The organism is Halodesulfovibrio marinisediminis DSM 17456, assembly GCF_900129975.1.
GTDB classification, from domain to species: domain Bacteria; phylum Desulfobacterota; class Desulfovibrionia; order Desulfovibrionales; family Desulfovibrionaceae; genus Halodesulfovibrio; species Halodesulfovibrio marinisediminis.
Map to the genome: position 1 here is coordinate 81,302 of NZ_FSRG01000006.1, position 26,846 is coordinate 108,147.

Sequence of the window (26,846 nt, forward strand, 5' to 3'; positions counted from 1 at the left end):
GCTCAACAATTTCGGAGCGGTGCTCTATACTTTTGCCTTCGTAAAAAAACCGCCTCTACTCATGTAGAAGCGGATTTTTTGTGCCCTCTGAAAAACAAACAATATAGCTAAGATCCGTTGTCCGCTACAGTAAAAAGGCCGTACAAACCTTTGGTACTGGGGAAGCGCCACGCATGAAATATCTTCTTACCCTTTGTTTTCTGACACTGCTGGTTGCCTGCAAGCCTGCATACACCTTCGAGGATAAAGCTATTCCCATGAACTATGCACTGGCTGCCAAGACACTGGCGGACTTTCAAGTCTGCTACGAGATGATGTCGCAAAACGACAGCATAGGTCTGAACAAAATGCTTGCCGACGGACGTTGTATCCTCGCCACCAACAAACACTTTGTGCCCATAGGCACTCCTTCCCGCGATCAAAATTTTATCTATGGAATCCTCTATCCGGAAGGCGAACACGTCTTCATCAACCAGAACTGGTATAAGTATTAATAGCCTGACTACCAGAACAAATTACGCCCCAAACAGCTCGGGTAAGATCATCAGCCCATCCATGCTTTCACAGCTACTTGTTGAAATGCAACCGAAGCCCACAGACTGTCTCCATCAACTCATCAAGCGGCATAATTTTGTACATTGGCAGCTTCAGATGCGACGCCAGTGTAGTAATATCTATAGACCGTTCTTCTTTGCTGTCCCGTTCCTGCCCTTCCAGATACACGTTGCCGCTTGCATCCTGAACAACAGACTTCAGCGTAAACTTAATATTCTCTGCTTTTTCACGCTTACGGGTGTACTGGAAATCCATTGGAAAGCCCTCATCAGTTGACCACAGAACGTTCACATCCGAATCCCGATCACGGGTATTCGCATATTTTTTACGCTTACGCGCCGCAACGTACACATCTTTCACCGCACCAGACCGTTTTTCTACAATCTCTGCAATTAATTCTTTGTAGTTACGGGCAATACTTCTGCGCCACCAACTGTTAACTGCCAGTGCAACAACTGCAACAATGCCAATAATCCAATACATGTAACACTCCTGTATCATACAAAAAAGCGGCAAAAGAACATTCAACAACAAATTAATTCAGTATAATAGAACGTAACAGCACCCCAACACTACAAGTTATCATTCACTTACTTTTTAATGAGTCTATATATAATACAGCGTCTCAAAAAACGCATGGCTCTGACTATCTAATTTTCAACAATAGGAGAATTACTATGTCAGGACAATGGACACGATTTAGACCATGTACAAGTAGTGAATGCTCCAAGCTTCAGCAAGTACTGGGTATCGGCATACAGTACCAGCCCCTTTCCGTAGCAACACAGAAAGAAAACGGCACAACTTACTGTTTCTACTGCAACGGAACTGTGACCGCACCAGAGAGCCCAGCCAAACCTTACAAAATTTATGCGCATCAGCCCGAAGGCTCTCAAAAATTCGATCCTAAACAAATTCAAATAGAAGAGCTACCTCTACAGCCATAGCATAAATTCTCAGAGAGCCCCGTCGGGGCTCTTTCTGTGAGGAGGATTTTCCTTGAGTGGTTAATGCCTCCGGCAGGTCTCCGACGGGCAAGGGACCAGCCCCTTGCATCCCCGCGAGAGGGACGCCCTCTCGACTGCGAGGTTGTACTCCCCGTTGTATGTTTTCTGGGTGAAGCGAAATATTATGCCGTCTTATGATCATGAGTTTTTCCATAAGAATGGAAAAAGCCTATTCACCACAAAAAAAGCCCTCATATGAGGGCTTTTTTTGTGGCAAATCGTTTTTTACGAAGCTTGTTATCTGAGCACATGAAATTAGTGCCCTTCTTCGTGGTTCACCTACTTTCATTGTTGGTAAACACTTTGAAGTTAACTCCAATAACAATAACTGGGGAATACAGCTTCGCGGTCAAGGGGACGTTCCCCTTGTGGGGTGCAGGGGCAGAGCCCCGCCCGCCGGAGGCTACTACATATTCAACGGCTCAACCCAGATGCGTTTTTGAAGATTGTAGAGACCATATCGCATGGCTTCACCCGATACTTGCTGTCCGACTTTAAGCAGCCCGTCCACATTAAGGGTGAACAGTGTATACTTACAGGGCAAAATAGTATTTCCTGAGAAATCCAGAATGCCTACACCGTGATCATCCGTCACGACATAGCCAAAAGAATCGACGTAGAGACTACAATACTTCGGCGGTACAACCACGGTTCCGTCGGCGAGAAGTACCCCACCCTCTTTTTTGTCATTCCAAACAATGTAGGCATCTTTTACACCGTAGTTGTTGATGCTGTATGCCTTGATATAGGTATCTGTTGCATTACGATGCTTCGGGTTCAGAGTTCGTAACTGGGAATAGAGACGTACGATTTCTTTTACGCCACCGTTGCGCTGCTGGCTCTGGCATCTGCTATGGGCGTTGGCAGATGCGATACCGGCTGTAGCAATCATGTTGGCAGAGTTATGCGACATGTCTGACTCAGCTGAAAGTCCGGAACCAACCGAAGTCGAAGCTTTGAGCGCGGCAACCTGTGATGTTTCAGCCTGTACGCAGGGAAATCTGATAGCTTCAATCTTGCCGGTTGAAGCCGTATTACATGAAAATTTTCTTTGCTCCGACAACGGACAGGAATCACCGGAGACAATGGCTCTGCCGACGATATGCTGACCGGAATTTGCTTCGTACTGATGGTAGACTGCTACGAGCTCCTTGTTTTTGTGATCGTAGTAGATAACACCATCCGGTTCACGAAAAAGAATGTCTTCTGGTGACCGCACAGATGAAACAAGAAAACGCTCCCATTGAACGGCCTCCTCTGAATCAGGAATTACAGCAATTGTAGCAGCACCGTAATCTACTTCGTACAATGAAACACCGGCTGCATCGCTTGTGGCGGTAAGACCGTCAAAGCAAAGCCCTGTGCTGTGGCTGGCTAAAGGAATAACAGTGCTGCCCAGGGGTAACTTAATGTCAAAATCTCTGAATGAATGCACTGCTCCCGCAAAGCGCTGAATGCCGAGGTTTGCAACTTTTTGACGCAAGCGGGCAAGATATGCTTTATCGCTTATATGCTGCTTCTGTAAGGAGGAAACAAGTTCCGTGGGAAGACTACACTTAGTATGTGCAGTATCACTTGCATGAGCACACGGCGCTAGCAAAAGTAGCAACAACATGTGCAAAGGAGTTATTCTTAATACAGTAGGTGAAGAAAAAAACACTATTGAACACCTTTTTTGGTCATTATACTACGATGCAAAAGTCCCCCTTCACGCGCTTTGCACATTGACACTATACTTCGCTAGCTAGCTATATATAGTACTGTTATCTTTTATCCCCACATAAAAAAAGTACATACCCACCAACAGAAATATCTGAGGCAAGTCAAGCAAAAAGTATATACAGACGCTATGTTAAGTATCTATCACACTGAAGCTACAAATTTTAGCCTCCTTGCCGAATATTAGTATTCGGGCAACGCTCACGGATCGCATAACCAAAAAAAAAGAGCTGCTCTCAACAGCTCTTTTCAATATTATTTATGCATGTCCCACATACACAACCGATTTAGATGCGGGAGAACCTCCACAACCGGAAGGCTGCGACACCGTTCGAGGAAGCCTGTGCAATTCAATAATGCGGGTTTCAAACTCTTGCAAATTAGGTACAGTATAGCCAGCAGCTTCAATGCGTCGCGCACTTTCGTATGCTTTAATACCTAACCCCAATCCTGCGGCAATGACATCTATTGTGTCCTGAGCTTTCATTAAATTTCCTTTACTGCGATATAGACTATCTTATACAAATAGAATGAATATAAATACAAGCAACACCATTTTTTTGTAGATACCTTGCTATCACAGCATCATACCTAATGCCATGTGCATACAACTGTATCCGCAAAAAAGTGCAGTTATTTTTACGTTTGCAATGCTTCACTCTCTTTCTTCTGCGCAAGGAAGTTAAGCCCCTTACGCATTGAAGAAATATAGACCTCCATTGAAATCTCTTTATGCCCGCATTGCCTGCAGACTCGTTGACGCACTATGCAGTTATCATCTGATACGTTTGAGCGCGGAACATGCGTCTTTGCTCCGCAGACAGGACATAACAACATCCTAACTCTCCTATGTTATAAGGCTCACTGGTTGTGTTTATGGCACGCCTATCCGCATCCTGTCAGCTACTTGAATCAACACCCAGAGTTCATTCGGAAAAAGATGCAGAATTCATCCTCTTACACGCAATTTTTTGTTAGAAAAAACACACATTGCCAATGCAACACGTAAACAGTACAGGCATCAAGACAACGCACAATGTGTTTTTCTATTTTAAGACAATGCATAACAACTTAACAAAGATGTTTCAAATTTCTTTTGCACTGTTAATGAACACTTGCTTTTTACTTTGATGCATTTAAAATATGCACTTTCATGCTTTTTTTACCTTTTTAGGAACTTATTACAGCTATTTTATATTTTATCTTGAATCAAATTTCAAAATATACATGAAAACCTTTTTATCGGTCATTTTGACACTGCTCTTTGCAGTATGATATCTATTTTTTTTATCTATTATTAGTACAAGTCATTCAAAAAACCGCTCAACTACATTGTTCATGCACTAATGATGCGTCAACACAACAAAAAAAGTCAAGCCCTATGCCCAGACAACAGAATAATAACCGCAGAATTTCCAAAACAGTAGTCAAGTACGACCCTGAAAATGCTTATGCATGGGCTGTCATCATGGCAAAAATCACAGCCCTACGAACACAGGGCAAAACTATGCAACAAATTGGCGACCTGTTTGGCGTTGGAAGAGACACAGTCTCCCGCTGGATTAGTAAAGAATTCGGTGGAGAAAAAACAACATTCGGGGATATGCTCCGCTACGCAAAAGCTCTGAACATCCCCTTCGAAGAACTGCTCAACGAAAACAACAAACAGTCGTCAATCTCCAAATACAACCATAGAGTTGGAAGAATTCTTCATGAATTCGCTGAGGATAGCGACATGCACTCGACAGATATCGCCACATCGTCCAATGTCCCCGCAGCAGAAATCGACGCCATCTTTTCCGGACAGTCCGCCGCAACACCGGAGCAGCTATACGGCATATGCACAGCCATAGAAGTCAACGCCTCCATTGTGCTAAAACGCGCCGCAAAAGAGACATATTCAACGCAATAGCTACCACCAGCCAGCTTCAATATTTCATAGAAAAGGAGCACTTCTACTCCCGAAGTGCTCCACAGCTTGCACACCTTTTTCTCACGCATCATTAGCTCCACACCACCATCCACCCCTTGTTGCGCCAGCACAACAAGCTACTTACTTCTTGCCGCTATAAAATTCATAACGCCATCAGCGCATTTCACCTGTACAACTCGCACTATCTTTCCGTACTATCACACTAAGCCTTATTTTTTCGCATTACCCAGTGAACGTTATCACCACACGGAGAAATATATATGCTGACCACATTTCCTTGCTCCAACTGTGACTCTACCGTTTCATTTACCGCTAAAAATATTGAATGCTACGCCGCACACTGCGTGGTCTGCCCACACTGCAAAGCACGTAACAGCAACGCCGTTATAGACGGCCTTGCCAATCAGGTAGGCAATCGCTTCCGTCGCAAATTTCCAAATAGCGACAATAAACACAACATCCTCATTCGCAGCGAACCTGTGGAAGACGTCAACAACGCTCGAGCCTACACCTTCATCTGCTCAACATGCGGCTCAGATGTGTACTTCAGCTACATCAAGATCCAAAGCTGGATAGAACAGGCTGTCATCTGCCCTAAATGCTCCACCCGCAACTGCAACGACTGCGTGAACGAAAAGGGAGAAGCCATGTGCACCAATTTTGTTGTCATCAATACAGCAGGAAAACTCGTACCCCAGACATAGCTGACAAAGAATAATTCCGCCTACAACGGCTATGCAATTTGAGATTAACATAAGTACTTGGAATTTTAATGCAACACACGTCAAGGAGTGATGCTATGGAGTACTATAATAACTATGCCTTGGAGTATTCAGAAAAAACCTTACCTATTGACATGAGTGAGCAGTACGACCGATTCTTACGTACCCTGCCCAAAAACGGTTTTATTCTGGATGCCGGATGTGGTTCCGGACGCGATGCCCTGTATTTTTTGAAAAAAGGCTATCAGGTCGATGCGTTTGACGCGTCCGAAGAAATGGCCAGACTGGCAGGCGAGCTTACTGGACTCACAGTAAAGTGCATGCGCTTTCAGGATTTCAAACCACATCCTATCTATGACGGTATCTGGGCGAGTGCTTCTTTGCTCCATGTCCCTTTCGAAGAACTGCATGACGTACTCACCGTTCTCAGACAATCACTCAAACCCGGCGGAACACTCTACTGTTCCTTTAAATACGGAATCCACGATTCTGTAGATTCACTCGGGCGGCATTTTACCAACAGAACCTGCGAAACGCTGGATAAAGACCTCGTGAATGCAGGCTTTACTGGTCGTCGTTCTATAACAATAGAACACAGCACCACACCGGAAGGCACCTTGCAAGAATGGGTTTCTGCACTGGCTATTGCCCCATAGAAACATCTTACAATCAACCATCTAACAATCCGACCTAACACACAGAGAAAAGCCCCTGCTCGCCACTGCAGGGGCTTTCTCGTATTGAAACGCATAACGCCTATATTCCCACGATTATTCAATATTATTAAACTTTATAATAATGACGTTCTCTAAAAAATTAGTACGCGAGTACATGATATTCAGTATTAGTCTGCCTTTATAATTCAGGCTGTTATAGAAATACGCCGCATTATACCCCTCAAAACGACGTAACAACGCCATACATATTTTCTTCTAGGAACGTACGACATATAACCTGTCCTGCATGCACAATTTCAACGTATAATAATTCCACATTTCGCAGGATGTACTTTCTTCTCTCGTTTTATAAAACACTTTCAACAATGAAACGACGTTCAAAGCAATTCAGTGACTTTTATCTCATTGTATTGTTTAGTTCTGCAAAGATGCTTTCATGCAAGAATATATTACTATTTGTATGTATTGAATTTCATCATTGCGTATATAGAATGCAAAACGTTCTCAAACTCACGTTCTAAAGACTACGATTATGGAATAGCCACCTTTTCGCTTTGGTTCAGTGAGTGTTTTTTGGACAATGCAGTATAATTTTTTGAACGGCTTTTAGTTTTGAGTCTTTGTGAATTCAAGAAGGAATTATCATGAAACGTATTATCACTCTTGCACTTGCAGTGTGCATGGTATTTGGCGCAGCTCTCAACGCTTCTGCTGCTGAAATCAAAGCTTCCGGTAACATGTATGTTGGTTACGACTACCTCAACAAAGATAACGACGGTAAAAAAAGCGACTTTATTCAGCGTTTCCGTACTCAGATCGACATCGTAGCTTCTGAAGCTCTTTCCGGTACTGTTTACTTCGAAATCAGCAACACTTGGGGTAAAACCAACGAAGCAAACGTTGGTGGCGGCCAAGGTGGTGCCCTTGGTGCTGACGGTGTAAACATCAAAACCCGTCGTGCTTACCTCGATTTCATCGTACCTAACACTCCTGTTAAAGTACGTGCTGGTATCCAGGGCTTCGCTCTTCCAGGTGCAGTTGCTGGCAGCGTACTTCTCGACGACGACCTCGGTGCAATCGTTGCTTCTACTAGCTACGACATCGTAGACTTCACCGCTTTCTACGGCCGTCCATACGATCAGGCTGACGAAAACGGCTATGACAAATCCAACACTTCCGTTGACATCTTCGGTGCTGTTGCAGCTATCAACCTCGACAAACTTACCGTATCTCCATACGCAATGTTTGCTTCTACTGGTAAAGAATCCATTCGTGGTCTCGACGACGATGGCAACAAAATCCCTTACAACAACGACACCCAGTGGTACGGTATTGCTCTCGAAGCAACCCCTATTGCTAACCTCGTTCTTTCCTTCGACGGCGTATACGGTAAAGCATCCGACAAAGACGCTGGCTTCCTCGTAGCTGGTAAAGCTGCTTACGCTACACAGTACTGCGTACCTGCTCTCATGGCTTGGTACGGTTCCGGTAACGACAGCGATGGCGAAGGCCTCATGCCAACCCTCGACGACGGTACTGACTTTGCTGCTACCACCCTCGTAGGTGCAGGTGCACAGGGTCCTGACTCTGACGGTATCTTTGGTAACGCACTCGGCAAATGGGGCGTTGGTCTCCAGGTTGCAGAACTTACCTTCATCGAAAAAGTTTCCCACGTTGCACGTGTAACTTACATTCGTGGTACCAACGACGATTCCAACACCAACCTCGACATCGAAAACTGGGGTGAAGACGACAGCGCTGTAGAATTTGACTTCACTACTACTTACAGCATGTACGACAACCTCGATCTCATTGCTGACTTCGCTTACGTAGTAACTGACTTCGACAGCAACAACGCTGCTCACAGCACTGACGACGTATTCAAAGCTGCTATCCTCGCCGCATACAGCTTCTAATTAAATGAACTCATAGACTAAAAGCCTAATAAAGGGGGTTGCTGATTCAGCAACCCCCTTTTTCTATGTCCAATACATTCTAACAACCTGAAACCTGATCACTTCCGCTCTCAGCCCGCCACAACCTTCGACTTGATCTGAACAAAAAAAAAGACTCCGCTCATCGAAGCCTTTTTCACCATGCCCTACTCTGCAAATAAATGCAGGAAATCACCGTACCCTTCTGTTTTCATCTCATCTTTCGGAATAAACCGCAGTGCCGCGGAATTTATACAATAACGCAAGTTCGTTGGCGGAGGCCCGTCATTGAACCTGTCTCCCAGATGCGAATCAGATGTCTTACTGCGCACCTCAAAGACTTCCCCGAAGAACGAAAACTTCTTGTGCAAGATAATATAGTTCGGATCAATCGGTTTGGTGAATGCAGGCCATCCTGAGCCTGAATCATACTGATCAGTCGTGCTGAACAACGGCGCACCGGATAGCAGATCCACAAAGATTCCCTGCTTTGTGTAGTGCTTGAAATACGGATTCTTAAACGGTGCTTCTGTACCGTCTTCCTGTGTGATGTTGTATTGCAGCGGAGTCAGAAGCCTACGCACTTCAGCATCGTCCGGTTTTGTATACGTATCCCACGGTGCTGCATTTGCCATGGAGCCTCCTGATACAAAGCATAGCGTGATACACAACGCTGTTATTAATGATATTGCATTGTTATTATTCACTATCCCTCCGATGCACTCTACAAAGCATGTCGGCTAGTCGCAGACAATACACAATTACGCAACCGTAAATACTCCATCTATTGTACCCTGCTCCAACATCAAACATATAGTATTTATTCTTCTCAGCAGTAGACCATAACCCTTCCTAAACCGTCTTCAGTCTATATTGCAGACGCCACAGCACATAGCTAAACAAGCACTCCACATCTCAAAACCTATATTTCATTTTACCAATACAGATTTATTGAAAACATTAATCTAATTTTGTATGCACATCTTAATTATATAATTGTTAACGGGGTGGGAAATGAATCGACTTTTGTTCTTGTTGCTTGCAACAGTAACTGTACTGTCCGGTTGCGCTACTATGCAGCAGCAGGATCAGCACGCGTTGCTTAATCCGTACTACCTGGGCGACAGCACAACTACTTCCACTATCCTCGACACTGAGTTCGACCATGCACTGCCGTTTTTGCTCGATGCAAGTATGATCCGCTTCAATCAGGGGCGTTTCGAAGATGCGTACACGCTGCTGAACGAATCTGAAGCAGAAGTAAAAGATGATGAGACCGAGGGCGATATATACGCCGCGTCCAAGGTCGTCGGGGAAATTCTCTTCAACAGAGAATTTATGGATTATGAGCCAAGGACAAGTGATACCGTCCTTATCAATATGTACAAAGGCTACTCTCTGCTTGCACTCAACAAGAGTGACAAAGCACGCGTAGAGTTCAACCGAACACTGGACCGTCAGCGTCGTGCGGTAGAAAAGTACAAAGAAGAAATCAAGGAATTACAAGAAGAAGCTAAGGAACAGCGAAGAAAACAAGAAGAGCAAATCGCCTTCCGCAAAAATGACGATGAACCGGTGCTCGACCTGCTGCGTATTCAGGATACTGCAAAAAAAACTGTATACGAGTCCATGCCGGAAGTCAGCCACTGGACAGGCTACGGAGACTTTGTAAACCCATATGCGACCTATCTTTCCGGTCTGTTCTTCTGCGCAAACGGCGAAATGGAAAGCGACTACAGCAAGTGCAACACTATGTTGAAACGCGTTCAAGGCATGGTTCCAACCAACTCATATCTGAAGCAGGACGCCGCAATGTCCAACGCCTTCGAACGCGGCACAAAATCAAGCAAATACCGTAGACCTACCGTATGGGTTCTTTTCGAAAACGGTCTTGCGCCCGAAGTGGACGAACTGCGTTTTGACATTCCGCTCTTTCTTGCAGGCGAAAGCACCGGAGTCTCCATGATATCCTTTGCCATGCCGCAACTAAAAACACGCAATGCAGCACTGCCGTTCATTCAGGTCAAATCCGGCTCCCGACAATACACATCCAAAACGCTTTGCAGCTTTGACAGAGTAATGCAGGCGGAATACAAAGCGCATTTAACATCAACAATTACCAAAGCAGTGGCATCAACAGCCACAAAAACCTTCTTACAGTATCTTGCGCAGGCAAAAGGCGGACAGCTGGCAGGCATCGCTTCAGGACTTTTCACTTCTGCTATTACACGGGCAGACACCCGCTCATGGTTGTCTCTGCCTAAAGATGTGCAAATGATACGTGTACCGAAACCGGAAAACAAAACTCTTGTTATTGAAGCACCAAACGGTGCAACACTGGCAACAGTGGAGCTGCCGGACACTAAATACTCTATCGTACATGTCCGTATGCCGCAAAAGAACAGTATACCCTACATAGTGACTGTTCCCCTCGGGAACTAGTTTGCAGCATGCTATACATATTCATCCCTTACTCGGAGCCTATAATGAAAAAACTGTTACTTCTCATGTTAATTGCTTTTATTGGTCTCACCACAGGTTGCGGCAAGCGTAACGCAGCAACCATGATCGATCCGCACAATGACACCAACCCTCGAGTTATGGGTCTCGGCTACAGAGACTTCGAACAGGCAGCAAACACCGCTGTTAACGAAATGCTGGCATCCGGCGCTGTATCCAAGCCGGGCGGCGGTCGCTATGTAATGGTTGTGTCCCGTGTGATTAACGACACCATGCAGAACATCGACACCGACCAACTTGTTAAGAAAATCCGCGTTCAGCTTCTCCGCAGCGGCAAGGTTGTTACCACCACCGCTATCGGCATTGACGGCGCAGAAGACCCAATGGTTGCAGCAGCACGCAAGATGAGAAAATCTCAGGAAGTAAACCAGAAAACTGTAGCCCGTAAAGGCCAGATCATTGCGCCGGACTTAAGCTTGTCCGGCAAAATCATCCAGCGCAACCACCGTATTGATTCTGACACAGATCAGATCGAATACTTCTTCATGCTCACTCTTACCGACATCAACACCGGCCTTGCATTCTGGGAAGGCGAAACTCCAATCATCAAACGCGGTGATTCCGGTACCGTATCCTGGTAAAGACTTGTACTTCAGGGGCTGATTGGGATTTCAGCCCCTTTTTTATTTTCCTGTAGGAGAATCACACATGCAAACACAAACTTCACGCCCATTACAGCGTTGCCTTGCAGCGCTCATCACCCTGCTTATTCTGCCAACGCTCTCCTTTGCCCAAGGTTCACGAAGCCTTGAAGCACCAGCTCCTGCAACACAACAGGAAGCCACTGCCATTGAGGAAGCAGTAGCAGAAGCCTCAGTTCCAACAACAATTGATCCCCGTGCAGAGCTTGACGAAATAATTAACATTTACAACACACACGGGAACGGCGCTGTTTTCATGCGCAGACAGGACAAAGGCCAGCTCTTCTACACTGTAAGCAGAGCCCGCGTAAAAGTTACTGCAGATCATCCGGACTGGGCTAACTTCCGCACTATGGCGTTTGAGGAAGCCTACCTCAAAGCACAGGCGGAATACATGAAGTTTCTTGGCGTCAGCGTTCGTGCGCAGGCACTGCAAAGTATCAAGGAAGACCCTTCCATGCCGGAGTTCACACGTGAAGAGCTCGGCAGCACAAGCAAATTTGAAGAACTTTTGGATAAAGCAGCAGCCGCTGTCGGCAGTAAGCTCGACGTAATGCTGAATGAAAACGGCGTTGACCCGACAAAGTTCAAGATGCTTCCACGCGAGAAGAAAAAAGAACTCCTTCGCAATGCTATTGAAAAGCGCACAGTAACCACTGCAAGCGCAGAGCTTTCCGGCATGATTCCAGTACAGACCTTTGAAGCCAACAACGCCGAAGGCAGACACGAAGTTGCTGTGACAGTTGTTGCGTCTCCAAATTTCAAAAGTTGGGTTAATTCCATCATCGCCACCAAAGGTGACCTGCACCCTAACCCGCGTAAAGCAGGCGGTGAATCCGTCCGCACCATTGTAGGCAACAATCCGGCAGCCCTCTTTCATCAATTCGGCATTCGCCATATCTACAACGAAAAAGGCTACCCTGTGCTCGTATCCTACGGTCAGGCAGGCAACGCCTACACCGGAACCGACTACGATGAACGTGCAGAAGGCCGCGAAATGGCTCTGCGTCATGCCGATGCACAGGCGTACGGAAACTTCGCATTTCTTTTCAAATCCTACGGCATGTTCAATCAAGAAGAAGGTCGCAAGGAAATTGAAAAAACCGTCGGTAAAATCCAGCAGCAGGCAGACGGCAGCACCTTCAGCAGTAAAGAACGTACTAAAGAGTTCATCAGCACACTTAACCAGACCATCAATGCAAAAGGTCACGTCAGCAACCTCCCCGGTGTGCGCAAGCTCACCACATGGGTCTACAACCACCCAGAGTACAATCAGGAAATTGTAGGCGTCGTTTACGTATGGTCACCACAATCCAACAGGTTGTCCAAGCACTTGAAAGGAGCTGACATCCAAAAGACTAAAAAGATCTACAAAGCAAAAAAGAAAGTTTCTGCAAAAGCAGTTATGGGTCAGGAGATGATGGATGTTGACGATTTTTAAGAAACTTCCGCATGAGGCTATTTTTCATTCGCTCGTTACTATCTGTTTAGTGGTGCTCATTTTTTCCGTTGAGAGCCACGCAAAGATAGTGACTGCCAGCGCAACCGGCACAGCTGCATCACGCGATGCAGCCATTGAAGATGCACTCATTCAGGCCGTGCGTCAGATTAAAGGTGTCAGTCTGGAATCTGCCACTGTCGCCGTTCGTTCCGGTAAAACCGAAACTACAAACGGCAAGCGCAACACCAACTACAAGGCCGAAAACGCAACCGTTACCGGCATGAAGAGTTCCGGTGTTATCGCAGGCTACGACATTCTTAATGAAAACAAATCGAACGGATTATGGAATGTAACCCTTGAGGCACAGGTAAACGTGTACGAGACACCAGGGCTCTCACCCAAAACCCGCCGCAAGCTTGGCATTGTTGCTTTTGAGGCATCCACGGCAAACCGCAAGCGCGGTGTACCAAAGATACTTCGCCAAAAGCTGACAGACCGTCTCGTCCAGAGCAGGCGCTTTACCGTGCTCGATCGTGAAAATGAAAAGCTCTACCAGCAGGAAAAAGCGAACTGGAAGAGTGAAGACTTCGCCGTAGAAGAACATGCAAAGCTCGGAATGCGTCTTGGTGCCGACTACATTGTGACAGGCAAAATTCTGTCCTACATCACAACCAGTACCAAGCACGACATCAAGGTGACCGGCGAAAGCTACTACGTAGAGCGCATTGCTGCGCTGATTTCCTACAAGGTGCTTGTTCCGGCAACCATGCAAATTAAATGGTCATCAACCGTCACAATAGATAAGACCTACGAACGCAACTCTGCCACTTCAAGAGGTGCCCTTTCCGCTCGCCTTTCAGAAATGGTAGCGCAAAAAATCAACACAGAGCTGTTGCAGGCAATCTACCCGATCAAGGTAATCAAAATTGCGGGTAACCAAGTCTACCTGAACATGGGCGGCGTAAACCTCAAAAATGGTCAGTACTACGACGTCTACCACCTTGGCGAACGCCTCATCGATCCGTACACCAAGGAATCCCTCGGGCGTACTGAAACCAAGGTTGCGACCATCAAGGTAACCGAAGTAAAAAACAAGTATGCAGTAGCCAGCGTGCAGCATCGCTCAGGAGCCATATCCAAAGGCAACATCTGTCGACCGGCAACACGCATCTACAGAAGCAAAGCCAAGCACCCAGTACAGCGCAAGCAGTCCTCTGTTCAGCACACAGAAGGCGGCGGTGTGAAGTTACCGTTTGATTAGGTATGCCTACAAGTTTTGTTTTGAGTTTGTTTGCCTCCGGCGGGCGGGCTCTGCCCCTGCACCCCGCAAGAGGAACGTCCTCTTGACTGCGGATAGCGAGAAAGATTCATTGTTGAAGGGAGTTCTCGGCTTAAGCGTCGGTCGGGATATGTAATCAAAAAGGGTGGAGTTTTTTTACTCCACCCTTTTTGATTTCAACATTTAGTATTTGATGCCATTGCGTCAAATAAGCAGGCTAAAGCACCCTTTCATAACTCACCTAACAAGGATGCCTACGCTCCTTAGTTTCTACACGGGATTGCTTCAACTTCTTCAAAAAATGTTTCCCTAAGAAACAACGTTCCTTATCCAATGAGAGAAAGCGCTTCAGCATTGGAATGGTCACAGTAAAGGCCAGATGATCAGCAGGGATATAGCTTCGCATAGCAATATCAGTTGCACCGATTATGGCTTGCGGTTTGTTCAAGTCTCGGAACAGAGAAAGCATCTGGCCGCATCCGGAGCCGAATGGAGCAATGACAGGTTCAACATCATCCGGATGGGAATGATAGACAGCACCAAGCATCAAGGTGCTTAACTGATCTGGGGTGACAAAAAAGGTCACCGTCTTAAGGTACTCTTCCATTTCCTCATGCACAGGGCCGATAAGAATATTTCCGTGTTGAGGATGATATGGAGGGGTTGCATCCAGCCATGCATTCATGAGTCCTGCAGACTCCCGCATCCCTTCTTTATTGTAGAGGAAATTTACAAAAACCTCGCGGCTGGGAAAGGTTTCTATTCCTGTCATCCAGTAACCGCAGCCGGGACATCCATATTTTGTGCTTGTAACAGAAAGAGTCTGTCCTGCCTGCCACGCCTCGTACGCAGCAAAGATACAACGCTTCGGATCTACCAACGGTGCGAATTGTTCAGCATCCGGAGCATCATAAACACCGACAGGTCTTGTTTCAATGCCTACAACCTTGCACAATTCCAGAATTGTCATTTCCATCATCAGGCTCCTTAAACCAGCTATCCTTTTTATTTTACTCTCTACTTTAATTCATGACCTGTCAACAATCACCCCTCCCATACTTGCATTTCTAATCAACAAACTACCGTAAAAATCTCAAACCTATTCACAGAATAATAAGAGCTCTGTGGTAATGTAGTTGCCTCGTGCAATTGTCATCCATGGAGCAGTATTATGAAGCTTTCAAAAAAATCAAAAATCGGTGCCCTACTTAAAGAATACCCCTTCCTTCTTGACTATCTTGTAGAGAAATCACCGACATTTTCTAAGCTCAAAAGCCCGATCATGCGCAAAACAATCGGCAGTATTGCAACGCTGGAACAAGCTGCAGGCATGGCAACTATTGATCTTAATGAACTACTGTTAGACATTGCTAAACAAATCTACCGCCACACCAGCGACAATGTGACCATCATCAACCCTAACGAAAGTCCTGAGGGTACTGCTGCCTCTAAAGAAGAGCGCATTGCTATGTTGAAAGATATTGTAATGCGCCTGCATAAAGGAGACTCTGTGGATGAAGTGCGCAAAGATTTTTTATCCCTGCTGCACAATGTCTCCCCTGCCGAAATTGGGCAGATGGAACAAAAACTTGTTGCAGACGGCATACCGGAAACGGAAATTAAAAAGTTATGCGATCTGCACGTGGAACTGTTTGAATCCACTGCAGCGCAAAGCACACTGCCGGAACTTCCTGCAGGTCATCCTCTGCACAGTTTTCAGGAAGAAAACAAATATGCAGACGAAAAAGCCAGAGCATTGCTGGAAGCAATCAAAGGCGCCGATGATCCTCTGGAATTCTACGCAGCGCAGCACGGGATCATAGCCGGTGTAGAAGACCTTTCTCATATTATCCGACACTATGAGCGTAAAGAAAACCAACTCTTCCCTATCATGGAACGTCAGGGTCTTACCGCGCCGCCACAGGTTATGTGGGAACTGCACGACGACATCCGCGCACTGCTCAAAAAAGCACGTAAAGAACTCGCGGACGATGACGATTCCCAAAAGACAATAAACACAGTGCAAACATTCGCCATTGCAGTGTGCGACATGATCCATAAAGAAGAAAACATTCTCTTCCCCATGGTCTTTGAAACCTTCACAGACAAAGACTGGGCAGAAGTCCTCATGGGAGAAAGTGAAATCGGTTATGCGTGGATAACTCCGGGAACTGAATGGCAACCATCAGAAGAAACGACAGAACCAACCGAGTCACAGGCTGGAGAAATTTCCCTCGATAGAGGCGAGCTTGAACCGCACGTCATCAACGCAATTCTCAAAACACTTCCTGTTGACCTTTCGTTCGTCGACGCAAACGACAAGGTAGCCTACTTCTCACAGACAGAAGAACGCATCTTCCCACGCAGTGCTGGAATCATCGGACGAGATGTATCCAAATGTCATCCGCCGAAAAGTGTCCATGTTGTGGAAAAGATTCTCGAAGCTTTCAAAGCCGGAGAGCGTGACATGGCTGAATTCTGGCTGGAGCTTAACGGCGTATTCATCCATATCCGTTACTATGCCGTACGTGACACAGACGGAACCTACCTCGGCTGTCTGGAAGTCTCGCAAAACGTAACAGATATTCGCGCTCTCACAGGAGAACAGCGGCTGCTCAGTTGGGAAAAGTAACGTTTTTTTAAGCACCAGAACTCCAAAAATCCTGTACTATGACTGCCCTATTTTTCAACCTTCACGAAATTACTGATAACTACAGGTACGACACAATAAAGCCAAGTTCCCGCATTAATAGTAATGCAGGCACTTGGCTTTTTAATATCATACCATTCTATCGCCAAATAACTATCCAGATTTTGTTAAGAATGCATGATTTTGCAATAAAAAGGTGGAGCTAATGACTCCACCCTTAACGTAACAACTCAAATTATGTAACTTCCCAATTTATGCAGAACGATGTCGAATAAATACTACTCTTCTTCGATTGCATACAGTATCCCTACTATAAAAATGCAATAGCCGTAACAGATAGCGTAACTCTGATAGACAATTGCTTGAAAAAGACATGCCCAACATCATTTCTTTATAGCAAGCACACATCTCTTTGTTATTTTTCGTTCCACTTAAACAGCTTCCAACTGCCTTGTGAACTAAGCGTTCCTTTTCCTGATGCTATTAAAGCGTCATTTACTTTTCTTAGTAACTGAACAGGGGCAAACGAAACACCGCTTTGAGCGTCAATCATAGATACGCCCTTACGGTTTAAAGCAAAGATATGATTCTCTGCATCTACCCAAAAAAGACCACTATCAGCTCTTACAAGTACACCATCAACCAGTTTGTCCTCTGACCATACATCTACTTTATCTTTTTGATTCGGTAACATTATAGAGTATACAAACCTACAATAGTCACCATCCGGTACAGAATTGCCACATCCGACAAGTAGAGCACAACAAAGGCAGCTTAATAATAAGTAGTGAGTCCGAAACATACTCCCTCCAACAGCAAATTATGCGGAAACCTATCACATTATAATCTCCATGCAAAGCCGTACCGACGCTATCCGCTTAGAATTTTAGTGTTTCTCTGCGCAACACAAGAATGGCGGGACTTGCAATATGAACTCACCTATTTTTTATAGCGGAACAATATACTGCCACAAATAATGCTTTATATTATCTCATACGCCCCCAACCGTAGACGCTATTGTCTTTATGGCGTATAGATTCCCCATGGAAAAAGTTCATCAGCAAAAAGCGGCTAAAATGCCGCCATTTACAAAATACACTTACTCTCGTGAAGGCATTGATTGCGTTCTCTTCTTCGACGAAAGAAAAAAATGGCGCATGACCATCAACGGCATCACTTCTGATGCAAAATGTAAGAAACCGGACTCCTGTCTCGAAGAACTCGTGGGCAACGAACTGATGACCGCATGGGGTGTGGATTCTACAGTCCTCGCTCTGGTTCCAATCGAACTCGATCTCTGGGTACGCCACAAGGCATAACAATTTTTCTTTAACTTCACCGCGCGGTGCGGTGTTGTTACGAGCGCAAAAAAGTCCCCCTGACACGTTTATGTCAGGAGGACTTTTTGTTTATTACGCTGTTGCCTTCGGCGGCCCCTGCGGGGCTTGCCTCCGGCGTTTTTTTTGTCTCCGACGGCTTAAGAACCTCGCCCTGCTGTCTTTATCCGTAAAACTCGAAGACTCGTTAACGGCTAAAACTTGCAAGAGGTTCTTAAGAATCTCCAGAAACTTTTAAGGGCGAAGAACGCCCGTTTTTTTATGGCGTTGGTAGCCGCGAGAAGGCTACCCTTCTGTTATTTATTAAGCATGGGGGGAAGTACGTAATCTTATCTTACCCCTTATGCTTTTGCTTACAAGTTCTTAGGAGTCGCACCGCATGAGGCACTGGTGCAAAGCGGAGACTTATTCCACGGCATGAGCAACAGGATACGTGCCATACCACAGCTTCCTGTGACTCCGGCAAAGATCATCGCTGCCCCGAAGAAACCCACAAGAACAATAAATTTTGTCGATACAGTATACATGAGGAACAAGGTAAACAATAATAAGGAGCCAACCGCAATAAGAACCTGACGGTCAAGCGGAATACGCTTTGGTCCTTCATTTACAGGCAGTCCCTTTTCGCTCCATGCTACAATTCCACCATCAAGAACAGCAACATCAACTAAACCTGATACCGCCTCCGCAGCCTGCATAGCTCTGCTGCCCGAACGGCAAACAAAAACAGCCTTTTTATCTTCGCCTACTAACGACTTGATACGCTCAGGCGAAATCAAATCAAACGGAAGCAACACAGAATCAGGAATCTCCCGTTCTAAAATTTCAGTAGGAGTTCGTATATCCAACAGTACAGCTTTATCTTCTTGAATCAGCTTTAAAACGGAAGCTGCATCCATTTGTTCAAATCTAGGCATAGTAGCACTCCTTGTTTGTAAGGAACTTTTATTATTAGGAATAATACCTAATAAGCTGTTTTTGTCAACTACCTTAGAACAAATATCCTACTTTCAGCTCACACCCACTGATATTTTTCTACCTTCCCCTCTCATCTCTTTACATCTGCTTCTCTTCATAATAGCCCGAAAAAATCAATCCCCGGTTTCCACACTCTAAAGTAGAGTATTAGGATTGTATCTACAGTCATCATCAAGGGGGACGTGTCATGGAACTGGACCCACGGCTAAAACTGACATTACCAATCGAAGAAATCGAACCCACCGCACTGGACCAAATTGAGGCAGCGTTAAAGTTTCCATTCTTAAAACTTCTCGCCATCATGCCGGACATCCACACTGGCTATGCACTACCCATTGGCGCAGTAGCCCTGCTAGAAGACCATGTGTGGCCGGCTGCTGTGGGCTATGATATCGGTTGCGGCATGTGTCACGTCACTACAGGGATGAAACGTTCTGAGCTTCCTGATCTGGAAGAACTATTCAAACATCTTTCAGACGTAATTCCCGTGGGATTTCATGAGCTGAAAACTCCAGCAAAAGAGGTAACTCCCTTTTACAGCGCATCCCGCTTTGCAGCGCTGACCGACGCTGTCATGTACCATGCAGTAAGACAACTCGGCACCCTTGGCAGCGGCAACCATTTCATTGAAATCGGGGGAAACAAGGAAGACACCGTAGGAATCACCGTCCATTCAGGCTCCCGCCGTTCCGGTTGGCTTGTTGGTGACTTTTACATGCGCCTTACAAAAGGCCCCGTAGAGCTCAGAAGCAAAATCGGCAAAGCCTACTTGAAAGATATGAAGTGGTGTCTCCAGTACGCCTTAGACAACCGTTTAAAAATGCTGCAAGCCTGCCTGAAGGCTCTAGGACTAAATCCCCCCCCGCAGGAAGATATCATCAACGAGACCCACAACCACGCAATAGTCACCTCAAAAGGAGTCCTCCATCGAAAGGGAGCAACCCCTGCCCAAAAAGGCCAACTCGGTATAATCCCCGCCAACATGAGAGACGGCGTATGGATAACGAGAGGACTCGGCAACAAAGAATTTCTTTGCTCCGCATCGCACGGTGCCGGACGCAGGCTCAGCCGGACAGCAGCAAAACAACTTATCTCAACCAGTAAACTGAAAGAACAAATGAAAGGCATTGTCTACCCGCCCTTCAAGAATACAGCGTTACTCGACGAAGCACCGGACGCCTATAAAAAGATAGACGAAGTGATCGCACGACAGGATGGTATTCTCGTCGATATTATCGATCACTTCGCCCCACTGCTTGTCATGAAAGGCTAAGCTACAAAAACAAGATTGCCTGCGGCGCAAACGCAGCACCGCAGGCAATACATCATCTTTATGCTTTTCCTGCCCAATGCCCACAACCTGAACAACCTTTCCCAAAAAATCACAGAAAGGTAACCCCCTCGCGGCTTCCAACGCCTTAACTAACCAGCGTTCTTCGCTAATAAAAGTTTTTGAAGGGGGTCTGGGGGAAACTTTTTTCAAAAAGTTTCAGCCCAGCCGTCGGAGACTCGCCGAAGGCAAAAAGCGTCATAGGGTCCCCGCACCCCCGCTAATAACCGCCTGCCAATGCAGTATTGGGCAGATTATGCCTAAAAGAGTCCCGTTGAAAATCATGATGGGGAAGAGAAAGAATTTGTGTTTCGGGCTAAAAAGGCTTATAGCCGCGCGGAGCCAAAGATTTAGAAATTATTTTGGAGAAAAAAGTTATGGCACTGAGCATCGGTATCGTTGGGCTTCCCAACGTGGGTAAATCCACCCTTTTTAACGCCCTCACAAAGGCGCAGAACGCAGAATCTGCGAACTATCCTTTTTGCACAATTGAACCCAACAAAGCGACTGTTCCTGTGCCGGACAAGCGCATCGATATTCTTACAGAAATTGCAAATCCACAGCGCACCCTGCATGCGACTGTAGATTTTATTGATATTGCGGGCCTTGTTCGCGGCGCAAGCCAGGGTGAGGGTCTTGGCAACCAGTTCCTTGGTAACATTCGCGAAGCAGCAGCTATTTTGCAGGTTGTTCGCTGTTTTGATGACGAAAACATCACCCACGTTGACGGTTCTGTTGACCCGATTCGTGACATTGAAACTATCGAGACTGAGCTTTTGCTTGCAGACGTACAGTCTGTTGAAAAGCGTCATGAAAAGCTGGTTCGTTCCACCCGTGGCAACAAAGCTATGGTGCCAGTTGTAAACGGCATCAAAGAGCTGCTTGACCACCTGAACGAAGGTAACCCTGCATCCACTTTTGCAAAGCGCGACAGCGACGTTCTGGCAGACCAGCTGAAAGAACTGTCTTTGCTGACTGACAAAAAAATTATCTACTGTGCAAACGTTGATGAAGACGGCCTTGCAGAAGACAACGAGCACGTGAACACACTGCGTGAATTCGCAGAAGGTCGCGGCTGCGAGCTGGTAAAAATCTGCGCTAAAGTTGAAGAAGAACTTCAGGGCCTGGAAGAAGAGGAAGCACTGGAGCTTCTGGAATCTTACGGCATCAGCGAGAGTGGTCTTGTACAGGTTATTCAGACCAGCTACCGTACCCTTGGTCTTATCTGCTACTTCACCGTAGGCGTTAAAGAGGTTCGTGCATGGACCATTGTTGACGGCTACACCGCACCACAGGCAGCAGGCGTTATCCACACCGACTTTGAACGCGGATTTATTCGCGCTGAAGTTATTGCTTACGATGCTTTTGTAGAACACAAAAGCGAAGCAGCCTGCCGCTCAGTCGGAGCTCTGCGCTCCGAGGGTAAAGAATATATCGTTAAAGATGGGGATGTTGTTCACTTCCTCTTTAATGTATAGTACATAGTTCCGAAGTTGACATGGTTACCCTGCTAAAGCGGGGTAACCTGTTTCGGAGGAACTTGTGAACAAACGACATGCAGAACTTACCACCTCTATACTCTGCTTCTTATTCATCTTTCTTTTCTATTCTACCGGCTACAGCGTCACACTTGCAGACATACGCGCCCGCGGAGAACTACATCACTTAGGCGTTCCCTACGCCCGCTTCGCAAATAACAACGCTGACGGCCTCGACTGCGCTCTGATGCGCAGATTCGCACAACACCTTGGTGTCCGTTATGCGTTTATCCCCACCACGTGGGAAAAGGCCATTCCTGACCTTACCGGCAGGCACCTTGCCTCGTTAAACTCTGAACAAGCTACGACTCCTGTCCATGGAGACATTCTCGCCAGCGGTATCAGCATTATTCCGAAACGCCAACGGCGCGTTCTGTTCTCAAAACCTACATTCACCGCACAAGTCTGGCTAATTGCAAAACCAGAAGTCAACATCACACCCATCCAACCAACCGGAACTGTTGAAAAAGACATTGCCATAACACTGGCACAAACAGCGGGAAAAACAGTTTACGGCATTAAAGACGTCTGTCTTGATGTTAGACGCTTCCCAAGCTTGCTTTCCACAGCCTCCTCCGCCATCAATGTTTCGCCTCAACAAATTAACGAACCTATTTCTTTTTTAAAATCTGAATATTCCATATTTCTCATGGAATCTCCCAGTGCTTTGATGGCATTAGGGATCTGGCCGTATTCTTTTAAAATAATCGGCCCAGTAGCTAAACAACAAAAAATGGGAGCTGCTTTTGCACCCGAGTCTGTTGAGTTGCGAGACGAATTTAACCGCTTTTTTACTGCATTCTGGGAAAGCGGCGAATACCAAAAACTAGTACACCGTTACTACCCCAGCTCCTACCTGTACTTTAATAAATTCTTCATGAAGAGCTCGCCATAATGAACAAGCCGTTTGAGCAACTTTTTTCAGGCAAGAAGTCCTTCAATCTCATACTGATACTCTGTGTGATCATCGTATGTGCTTTTTTAGCACTGGGCATCTTGCTGCACCGCTCCCAATTCTCGTTGCAACAGACGAAGCAAAAACAATTTATTAACGACTCCCAAAAAGTTGCCAGCGCTTTCAAAGGATACTTTGCTGAACGAAACAGAAACCTGCGCACCCTCGCTTCCACGCAGACATTCTCCAGCTATTTTCATAACAAAGCATTGGGCATATCTCTCGATTACGGTATGCTCGCCATTCTTTCCGACATAGAACAGGAACTGCAACGGTTTATCATGGAATACAAGGTGCAGGGAGAGCACATATTTTCTGAAGTAAGTTTTGTAGACTACAAGTACCACACACACATCACTGCTACCGTCAACACAGGAAACGGCGCTCCCGTTTCTATTACATCATCAACAATAAACCTTCCTGTTTCCCCCAATGCACCACTGCAACTACATCAGGACCCGGACCAAAGCAGGCTGCGCATCGCCATTCCCTACATCATAATGGGAAAACATGTGGGCGATCTCTCTGCAACTCTGTCCTCCCGTGCCATAAAAAAATATCTGCTTCTGCTTCAAAATTCAGAAAAATTTAATCTGATCCTGCTGTATAACGATATTCCATTCACTAAAATCATCACCGACCCCAACATTACGTTCAGCATAGACAAGCTCACTTCTATTCCGCCAAATACCATGTTCCAACTAAGTGATGCAGCTCGCATAGGCAACTTGCCAGTGCCAATGAAAGTGCAGCTTATACCGGTGCTGAGCAACAAAATTACGGCGGTCTCGTTTATTGAAGTAAACAAAATAACGCGTGGACAATTCTCGAACGGTATTCTGCTTATCTTTTATGGAGTATTTCTTGCTGCAGCCTCAAGCATTACCGTTGCCGCCTACGTGATTTCCAAAAACAATTGGCTCGCACGCAGTCTAAAAGAAGCAGCAGACAGCAAAAAAGCTACAGCAGAACACCTCAGCAAGCTACAAACAGAAATCGTTATCCGTCGTAATGCAGAAATTCGGGCACTCACAGCACGGCAAAAGGCAGAACAGCTTACACACGTGGTTCCAAGCGCCGTATTTACCATTAACATGGAAAAAAAGATCGATAGTTGGAACAAACGCGCTGAAGAACTTACAGGCTTCAAAGCATCTGAAATGATAGGCCGCAGCTGCTCGTCAATATTTCTGGATACATGTATGGACGAATGTGCTTTGTACTCGCACGCTCAACACGCCACCTGCGGCAACCAACACTCATTGCGCAAAAAAAACGGCGAGTTGCGCACCATCATCAAAAATACAGAACCAATGCTCGACGGTTTCGGACAAGTTATCGGGCTCATTGAATGCTTTGAGGACATCACAGACCAACAAAAAACACTGGCTGCCCTTGCTAAAACCGAGGCCAACTATCGCGACATCATCCAAAACGCACAGGACGGTATTTTCCAGTCCACCCTTTCGGGTGAAATCCTCAACGCAAATCCTGCGTTCCTAAATATTTTCGAATTCTCCTCAGTTGAAGAAATGCGCACCGCCTTTCGGGGATTTGAAAATCACTTCTATGTAAGCAAAACCAGACGCTCAGAGTTTGTTAACACGATGCTCAAAAACCGTTTCGTGTCCAACTTTGAATCAGAAATTCGTACAAAAACCGGTCGAAAAATCTGGATCTTGGAGAGCGCCCGTCTGCGCACCTCGCCGGACGGTTCTATTCGTTTTGAAGGGTTTGTGCGTGACATCACTTTACAAAAAGAAGCTGAACAAAACCTTATTGCCGCCAAAGAAGCCGCAGAAAGCGCTAACATTGCCAAGAACAACTTCCTTGCCAACATCAGTCACGAACTGCGTACACCTATGAACGCCATCATCGGCATTGCCGAGCTGGGGCTACGGACAATCACAGACCCTGATCGCAGACGAAACATAGAAGTTCTCTACAAGGCATCCAGCTCACTGCTTACACTGCTCAACGATCTGCTCGACTTCTCTGCTATCGAATCCAATGCCCTTTCGCTCAAGTGTGCGTCTTTTTCTGTAAAAGATATGATGCGAACCATCGGTGGTCTCATGCAGGGGGAAGCAAACAAAAAGAATCTAGACTTCACTGTCACCATAGACAAATCCGTCCCGCCAATGCTCACTGGAGACAACGGGCGCATTAAACAGATTCTTGTAAACCTGATTTGGAACGCCCTCAAATTCACTAACGAAGGAAATGTAACCGTCACATGTTCTGCACGCCCTGTAACTAATTCGGAACTGCCAACCGACGCTGATAACAACACTCAAGGGAACAGCGTAACACCTGAGAGCGCTCTTGATTCGCTTGAAGCCCATCCCCCGCAGGATACGGTTATGCTCATCTGTTCTGTGTTCGATACAGGCATCGGCATTCCTGACGAGAATATGGAAGAAATTTTTGAAAGCTTTGCGCAGGTGCAAAATTTTAATGTAGCACCACATGGCGGTGTCGGGCTCGGGCTTGCCATTTCCCAGCGCCTTGCAGTGCGCATGGGAGGCACCATCAACGTAGAAAGCACGGTCGGCAAAGGCTCTACTTTTACTCTGGAAATACCTTGTCAAGTCTCAGCCGAAAGTGAAGATGCTTCCAATCTCCTGCTACCTGACTCAGAAGAAGTACCACCGATGCCGTTACTTAACGTACTCGTCGCGGAAGATAACGAATTCAGCCAGGAAGTACTGATGCAGATGCTCAAGGAAGACGGGCACAACGTCTACCTTGCAGAAAACGGCGAGCAGGTGCTCGAAATGCTTTCCCGCATCACTGTGGACATAATTCTTATGGACGTACAAATGCCCGTACTTGATGGTCTGGAAACCATTAAACGCATTCGTGCCGGAGCCGTGCCGAACCTTGATGTTACCATCCCGATTGTCACCATCAGTGCGCACGACTCCATTACCTCCAAAGATAACTTCCATGATGGCGAAGTAACAGAATGGCTGCAAAAACCAATCTCGCTCTATGCACTGCAGCAAGTACTGCGCTCCATCTTCAACAACAGCCATACTGTGAGCAATGCAGACGCCGAAAACTGTTCTGCATTGCCAAAGCAAACAGATTCTACTACTCCAAGGGTCATAAATTTTGAAACTCTCTATGAAATGGTCAACGGCAAGCAGAACATTATTAACAAAGTCCTGCGCACCTACCTTACATCGCTTCCAGAATCACTGGAACTGATCAAAACAGCATTTCATGAAAATGATACTGAGGAAGTGGCGCGACTCACGCATATGCTGAAAGCAACCATGGGTTCCGTAGGTGCGACGACGCTTTCGCAAACTGCACAGCAAATGGAACAACTTGCTCGCAAGCAGGAGCTGCACAGGGCGCAACATTTGCTCGACCTGTTCATCGCTCACGCGGAACAGTCTCTCGATGAAGTTGCTGAGTATCTGAATCAGCACGAGCCGGAACAGCAGGTGTCGTAGGCAAAATTACAACCTGCTGTGCTTTTTTGCCTCCGGCGGTCTATCGGGGCTTATTATTTTTGCCTCCGGCGGCCAAAGAACCTGTTGCACTGTCGCTTTCTGTAATCCCTCGTTCCTCGAGAACAGCTACCGCTCTTGTAGGAAGGTTCTCTGGACTCTCCAAAAA

Annotated in this window: 24 protein-coding genes; 16 read left to right on the forward strand and 8 right to left on the reverse strand. The window is 46.2% G+C overall.

The annotated features are described in order from the left end of the window. Positions 1–173 precede the first annotated feature (173 nt). Positions 174–494 (forward strand): hypothetical protein, encoded by a 321-nt coding sequence (locus BUR09_RS11690; protein WP_074217133.1) that lies wholly within the window; start codon positions 174–176, stop codon positions 492–494. Between the two features lie 73 nt (positions 495–567). Here the strand turns inward: BUR09_RS11690 and BUR09_RS11695 are convergent, their stop codons facing one another. Then, positions 568–1,038: a hypothetical protein gene (locus BUR09_RS11695; RefSeq protein WP_074217134.1), complete on the reverse strand. Its 471-nt coding sequence runs from the start codon at positions 1,036–1,038 to the stop codon at positions 568–570. A 194-nt stretch (positions 1,039–1,232) separates the two neighbouring features. On the opposite strand from BUR09_RS11695, the gene BUR09_RS11700 reads away from it, so the two are divergent. Continuing rightward, complete coding sequence (locus tag BUR09_RS11700) at positions 1,233–1,502, forward strand: hypothetical protein (protein WP_074217135.1); 270 nt, start codon at positions 1,233–1,235, stop codon at positions 1,500–1,502. A 466-nt stretch (positions 1,503–1,968) separates the two neighbouring features. Here the strand turns inward: BUR09_RS11700 and BUR09_RS11705 are convergent, their stop codons facing one another. The 3 genes from BUR09_RS11705 to BUR09_RS11715 form a co-directional block, all read right to left on the reverse strand. Further along, entirely contained in the window at positions 1,969–3,045 is a 1,077-nt protein-coding gene (locus BUR09_RS11705; RefSeq protein ID WP_139296836.1) for a hypothetical protein, read from the reverse strand. 495 nt (positions 3,046–3,540) lie between these two features. Next, positions 3,541–3,768 carry a hypothetical protein gene (locus tag BUR09_RS11710; RefSeq protein ID WP_074217137.1) on the reverse strand — a complete coding sequence of 76 codons (228 nt, stop codon included), beginning with the start codon at positions 3,766–3,768 and terminating at the stop codon, positions 3,541–3,543. Positions 3,769–3,920: 152 nt separating this feature from the next. Continuing rightward, the gene (locus BUR09_RS11715) at positions 3,921–4,118 is read right to left on the reverse strand and encodes a hypothetical protein (protein ID WP_074217138.1); all 198 of its coding nucleotides are present in this window, start codon (positions 4,116–4,118) and stop codon (positions 3,921–3,923) included. Positions 4,119–4,662: 544 nt separating this feature from the next. Between BUR09_RS11715 and BUR09_RS11720 the strand changes: the two genes are divergently transcribed. The 4 genes from BUR09_RS11720 to BUR09_RS11735 all read left to right on the forward strand — a co-directional run bounded on the left by BUR09_RS11720 (position 4,663) and on the right by BUR09_RS11735 (position 8,529). Then, positions 4,663–5,193: a helix-turn-helix domain-containing protein gene (locus BUR09_RS11720; protein ID WP_074217139.1), complete on the forward strand. Its 531-nt coding sequence runs from the start codon at positions 4,663–4,665 to the stop codon at positions 5,191–5,193. A 281-nt stretch (positions 5,194–5,474) separates the two neighbouring features. Then, entirely contained in the window at positions 5,475–5,918 is a 444-nt protein-coding gene (locus BUR09_RS11725) for a hypothetical protein (RefSeq protein ID WP_074217140.1), read from the forward strand. Between the two features lie 95 nt (positions 5,919–6,013). Next, on the forward strand, positions 6,014–6,592 hold the full coding sequence (locus BUR09_RS11730) for a class I SAM-dependent methyltransferase (protein WP_074217141.1): 579 nt from the start codon (positions 6,014–6,016) through the stop codon (positions 6,590–6,592). A gap of 665 nt (positions 6,593–7,257) precedes the next feature. Beyond that, positions 7,258–8,529 carry an outer membrane homotrimeric porin gene (locus BUR09_RS11735; protein ID WP_074217142.1) on the forward strand — a complete coding sequence of 424 codons (1,272 nt, stop codon included), beginning with the start codon at positions 7,258–7,260 and terminating at the stop codon, positions 8,527–8,529. 185 nt (positions 8,530–8,714) lie between these two features. Here the strand turns inward: BUR09_RS11735 and msrB are convergent, their stop codons facing one another. Continuing rightward, on the reverse strand, positions 8,715–9,182 hold the full coding sequence (gene msrB / locus BUR09_RS11740; protein WP_084539461.1) for a peptide-methionine (R)-S-oxide reductase MsrB: 468 nt from the start codon (positions 9,180–9,182) through the stop codon (positions 8,715–8,717). Between the two features lie 379 nt (positions 9,183–9,561). Here msrB and BUR09_RS11745 point away from each other — a divergent pair, with 379 nt between their 5' ends. The 4 genes from BUR09_RS11745 (at position 9,562) to BUR09_RS11760 (ending at position 14,410) form a co-directional block, all read left to right on the forward strand. Further along, positions 9,562–10,989, forward strand: coding sequence for a COG3014 family protein (locus BUR09_RS11745; protein ID WP_074217144.1), 1,428 nt, complete (start codon positions 9,562–9,564; stop codon positions 10,987–10,989). A 44-nt stretch (positions 10,990–11,033) separates the two neighbouring features. Continuing rightward, positions 11,034–11,648, forward strand: a complete 615-nt coding sequence (lpoB, locus tag BUR09_RS11750; RefSeq protein ID WP_074217145.1) for a penicillin-binding protein activator LpoB — start codon at positions 11,034–11,036, stop codon at positions 11,646–11,648. 67 nt (positions 11,649–11,715) lie between these two features. Then, entirely contained in the window at positions 11,716–13,149 is a 1,434-nt protein-coding gene (locus BUR09_RS11755) for a DUF6844 domain-containing protein (RefSeq protein ID WP_074217146.1), read from the forward strand. Continuing rightward, a complete protein-coding gene (locus BUR09_RS11760) occupies positions 13,133–14,410 on the forward strand; it encodes a CsgG/HfaB family protein (protein ID WP_074217147.1) in 1,278 nt (425 codons plus the stop codon). The genes BUR09_RS11755 and BUR09_RS11760 overlap by 17 nt, the downstream gene beginning before the upstream one ends. A gap of 259 nt (positions 14,411–14,669) precedes the next feature. Here the strand turns inward: BUR09_RS11760 and BUR09_RS11765 are convergent, their stop codons facing one another. Continuing rightward, the gene (locus tag BUR09_RS11765; protein WP_074217148.1) at positions 14,670–15,404 is read right to left on the reverse strand and encodes a DUF169 domain-containing protein; all 735 of its coding nucleotides are present in this window, start codon (positions 15,402–15,404) and stop codon (positions 14,670–14,672) included. Between the two features lie 195 nt (positions 15,405–15,599). Here BUR09_RS11765 and BUR09_RS11770 point away from each other — a divergent pair, with 195 nt between their 5' ends. Next, the gene (locus BUR09_RS11770; protein WP_074217149.1) at positions 15,600–17,060 is read left to right on the forward strand and encodes a DUF438 domain-containing protein; all 1,461 of its coding nucleotides are present in this window, start codon (positions 15,600–15,602) and stop codon (positions 17,058–17,060) included. A 433-nt stretch (positions 17,061–17,493) separates the two neighbouring features. On the opposite strand, the gene BUR09_RS11775 is transcribed toward BUR09_RS11770, so the two are convergent. Beyond that, a complete protein-coding gene (locus BUR09_RS11775) occupies positions 17,494–17,772 on the reverse strand; it encodes a hypothetical protein (protein ID WP_139296837.1) in 279 nt (92 codons plus the stop codon). A 349-nt stretch (positions 17,773–18,121) separates the two neighbouring features. Between BUR09_RS11775 and BUR09_RS11780 the strand changes: the two genes are divergently transcribed. Then, complete coding sequence (locus BUR09_RS11780; protein WP_074217151.1) at positions 18,122–18,397, forward strand: hypothetical protein; 276 nt, start codon at positions 18,122–18,124, stop codon at positions 18,395–18,397. A 371-nt stretch (positions 18,398–18,768) separates the two neighbouring features. On the opposite strand, the gene BUR09_RS11785 is transcribed toward BUR09_RS11780, so the two are convergent. Next, on the reverse strand, positions 18,769–19,332 hold the full coding sequence (locus tag BUR09_RS11785; RefSeq protein ID WP_084539463.1) for a rhodanese-like domain-containing protein: 564 nt from the start codon (positions 19,330–19,332) through the stop codon (positions 18,769–18,771). A 248-nt stretch (positions 19,333–19,580) separates the two neighbouring features. Here BUR09_RS11785 and BUR09_RS11790 point away from each other — a divergent pair, with 248 nt between their 5' ends. The 4 genes from BUR09_RS11790 to BUR09_RS11805 all read left to right on the forward strand — a co-directional run bounded on the left by BUR09_RS11790 (position 19,581) and on the right by BUR09_RS11805 (position 26,680). After that, entirely contained in the window at positions 19,581–20,666 is a 1,086-nt protein-coding gene (locus tag BUR09_RS11790; protein ID WP_074217152.1) for an RtcB family protein, read from the forward strand. Between the two features lie 434 nt (positions 20,667–21,100). Continuing rightward, entirely contained in the window at positions 21,101–22,201 is a 1,101-nt protein-coding gene (gene ychF, locus BUR09_RS11795; RefSeq protein ID WP_074217153.1) for a redox-regulated ATPase YchF, read from the forward strand. Positions 22,202–22,265: 64 nt separating this feature from the next. Further along, positions 22,266–23,156 carry a transporter substrate-binding domain-containing protein gene (locus BUR09_RS11800; RefSeq protein WP_074217154.1) on the forward strand — a complete coding sequence of 297 codons (891 nt, stop codon included), beginning with the start codon at positions 22,266–22,268 and terminating at the stop codon, positions 23,154–23,156. Then, complete coding sequence (locus BUR09_RS11805) at positions 23,156–26,680, forward strand: PAS domain-containing hybrid sensor histidine kinase/response regulator (RefSeq protein WP_074217155.1); 3,525 nt, start codon at positions 23,156–23,158, stop codon at positions 26,678–26,680. Before BUR09_RS11800 ends, BUR09_RS11805 begins: the two co-directional genes overlap by 1 nt. Positions 26,681–26,846 lie beyond the last annotated feature (166 nt).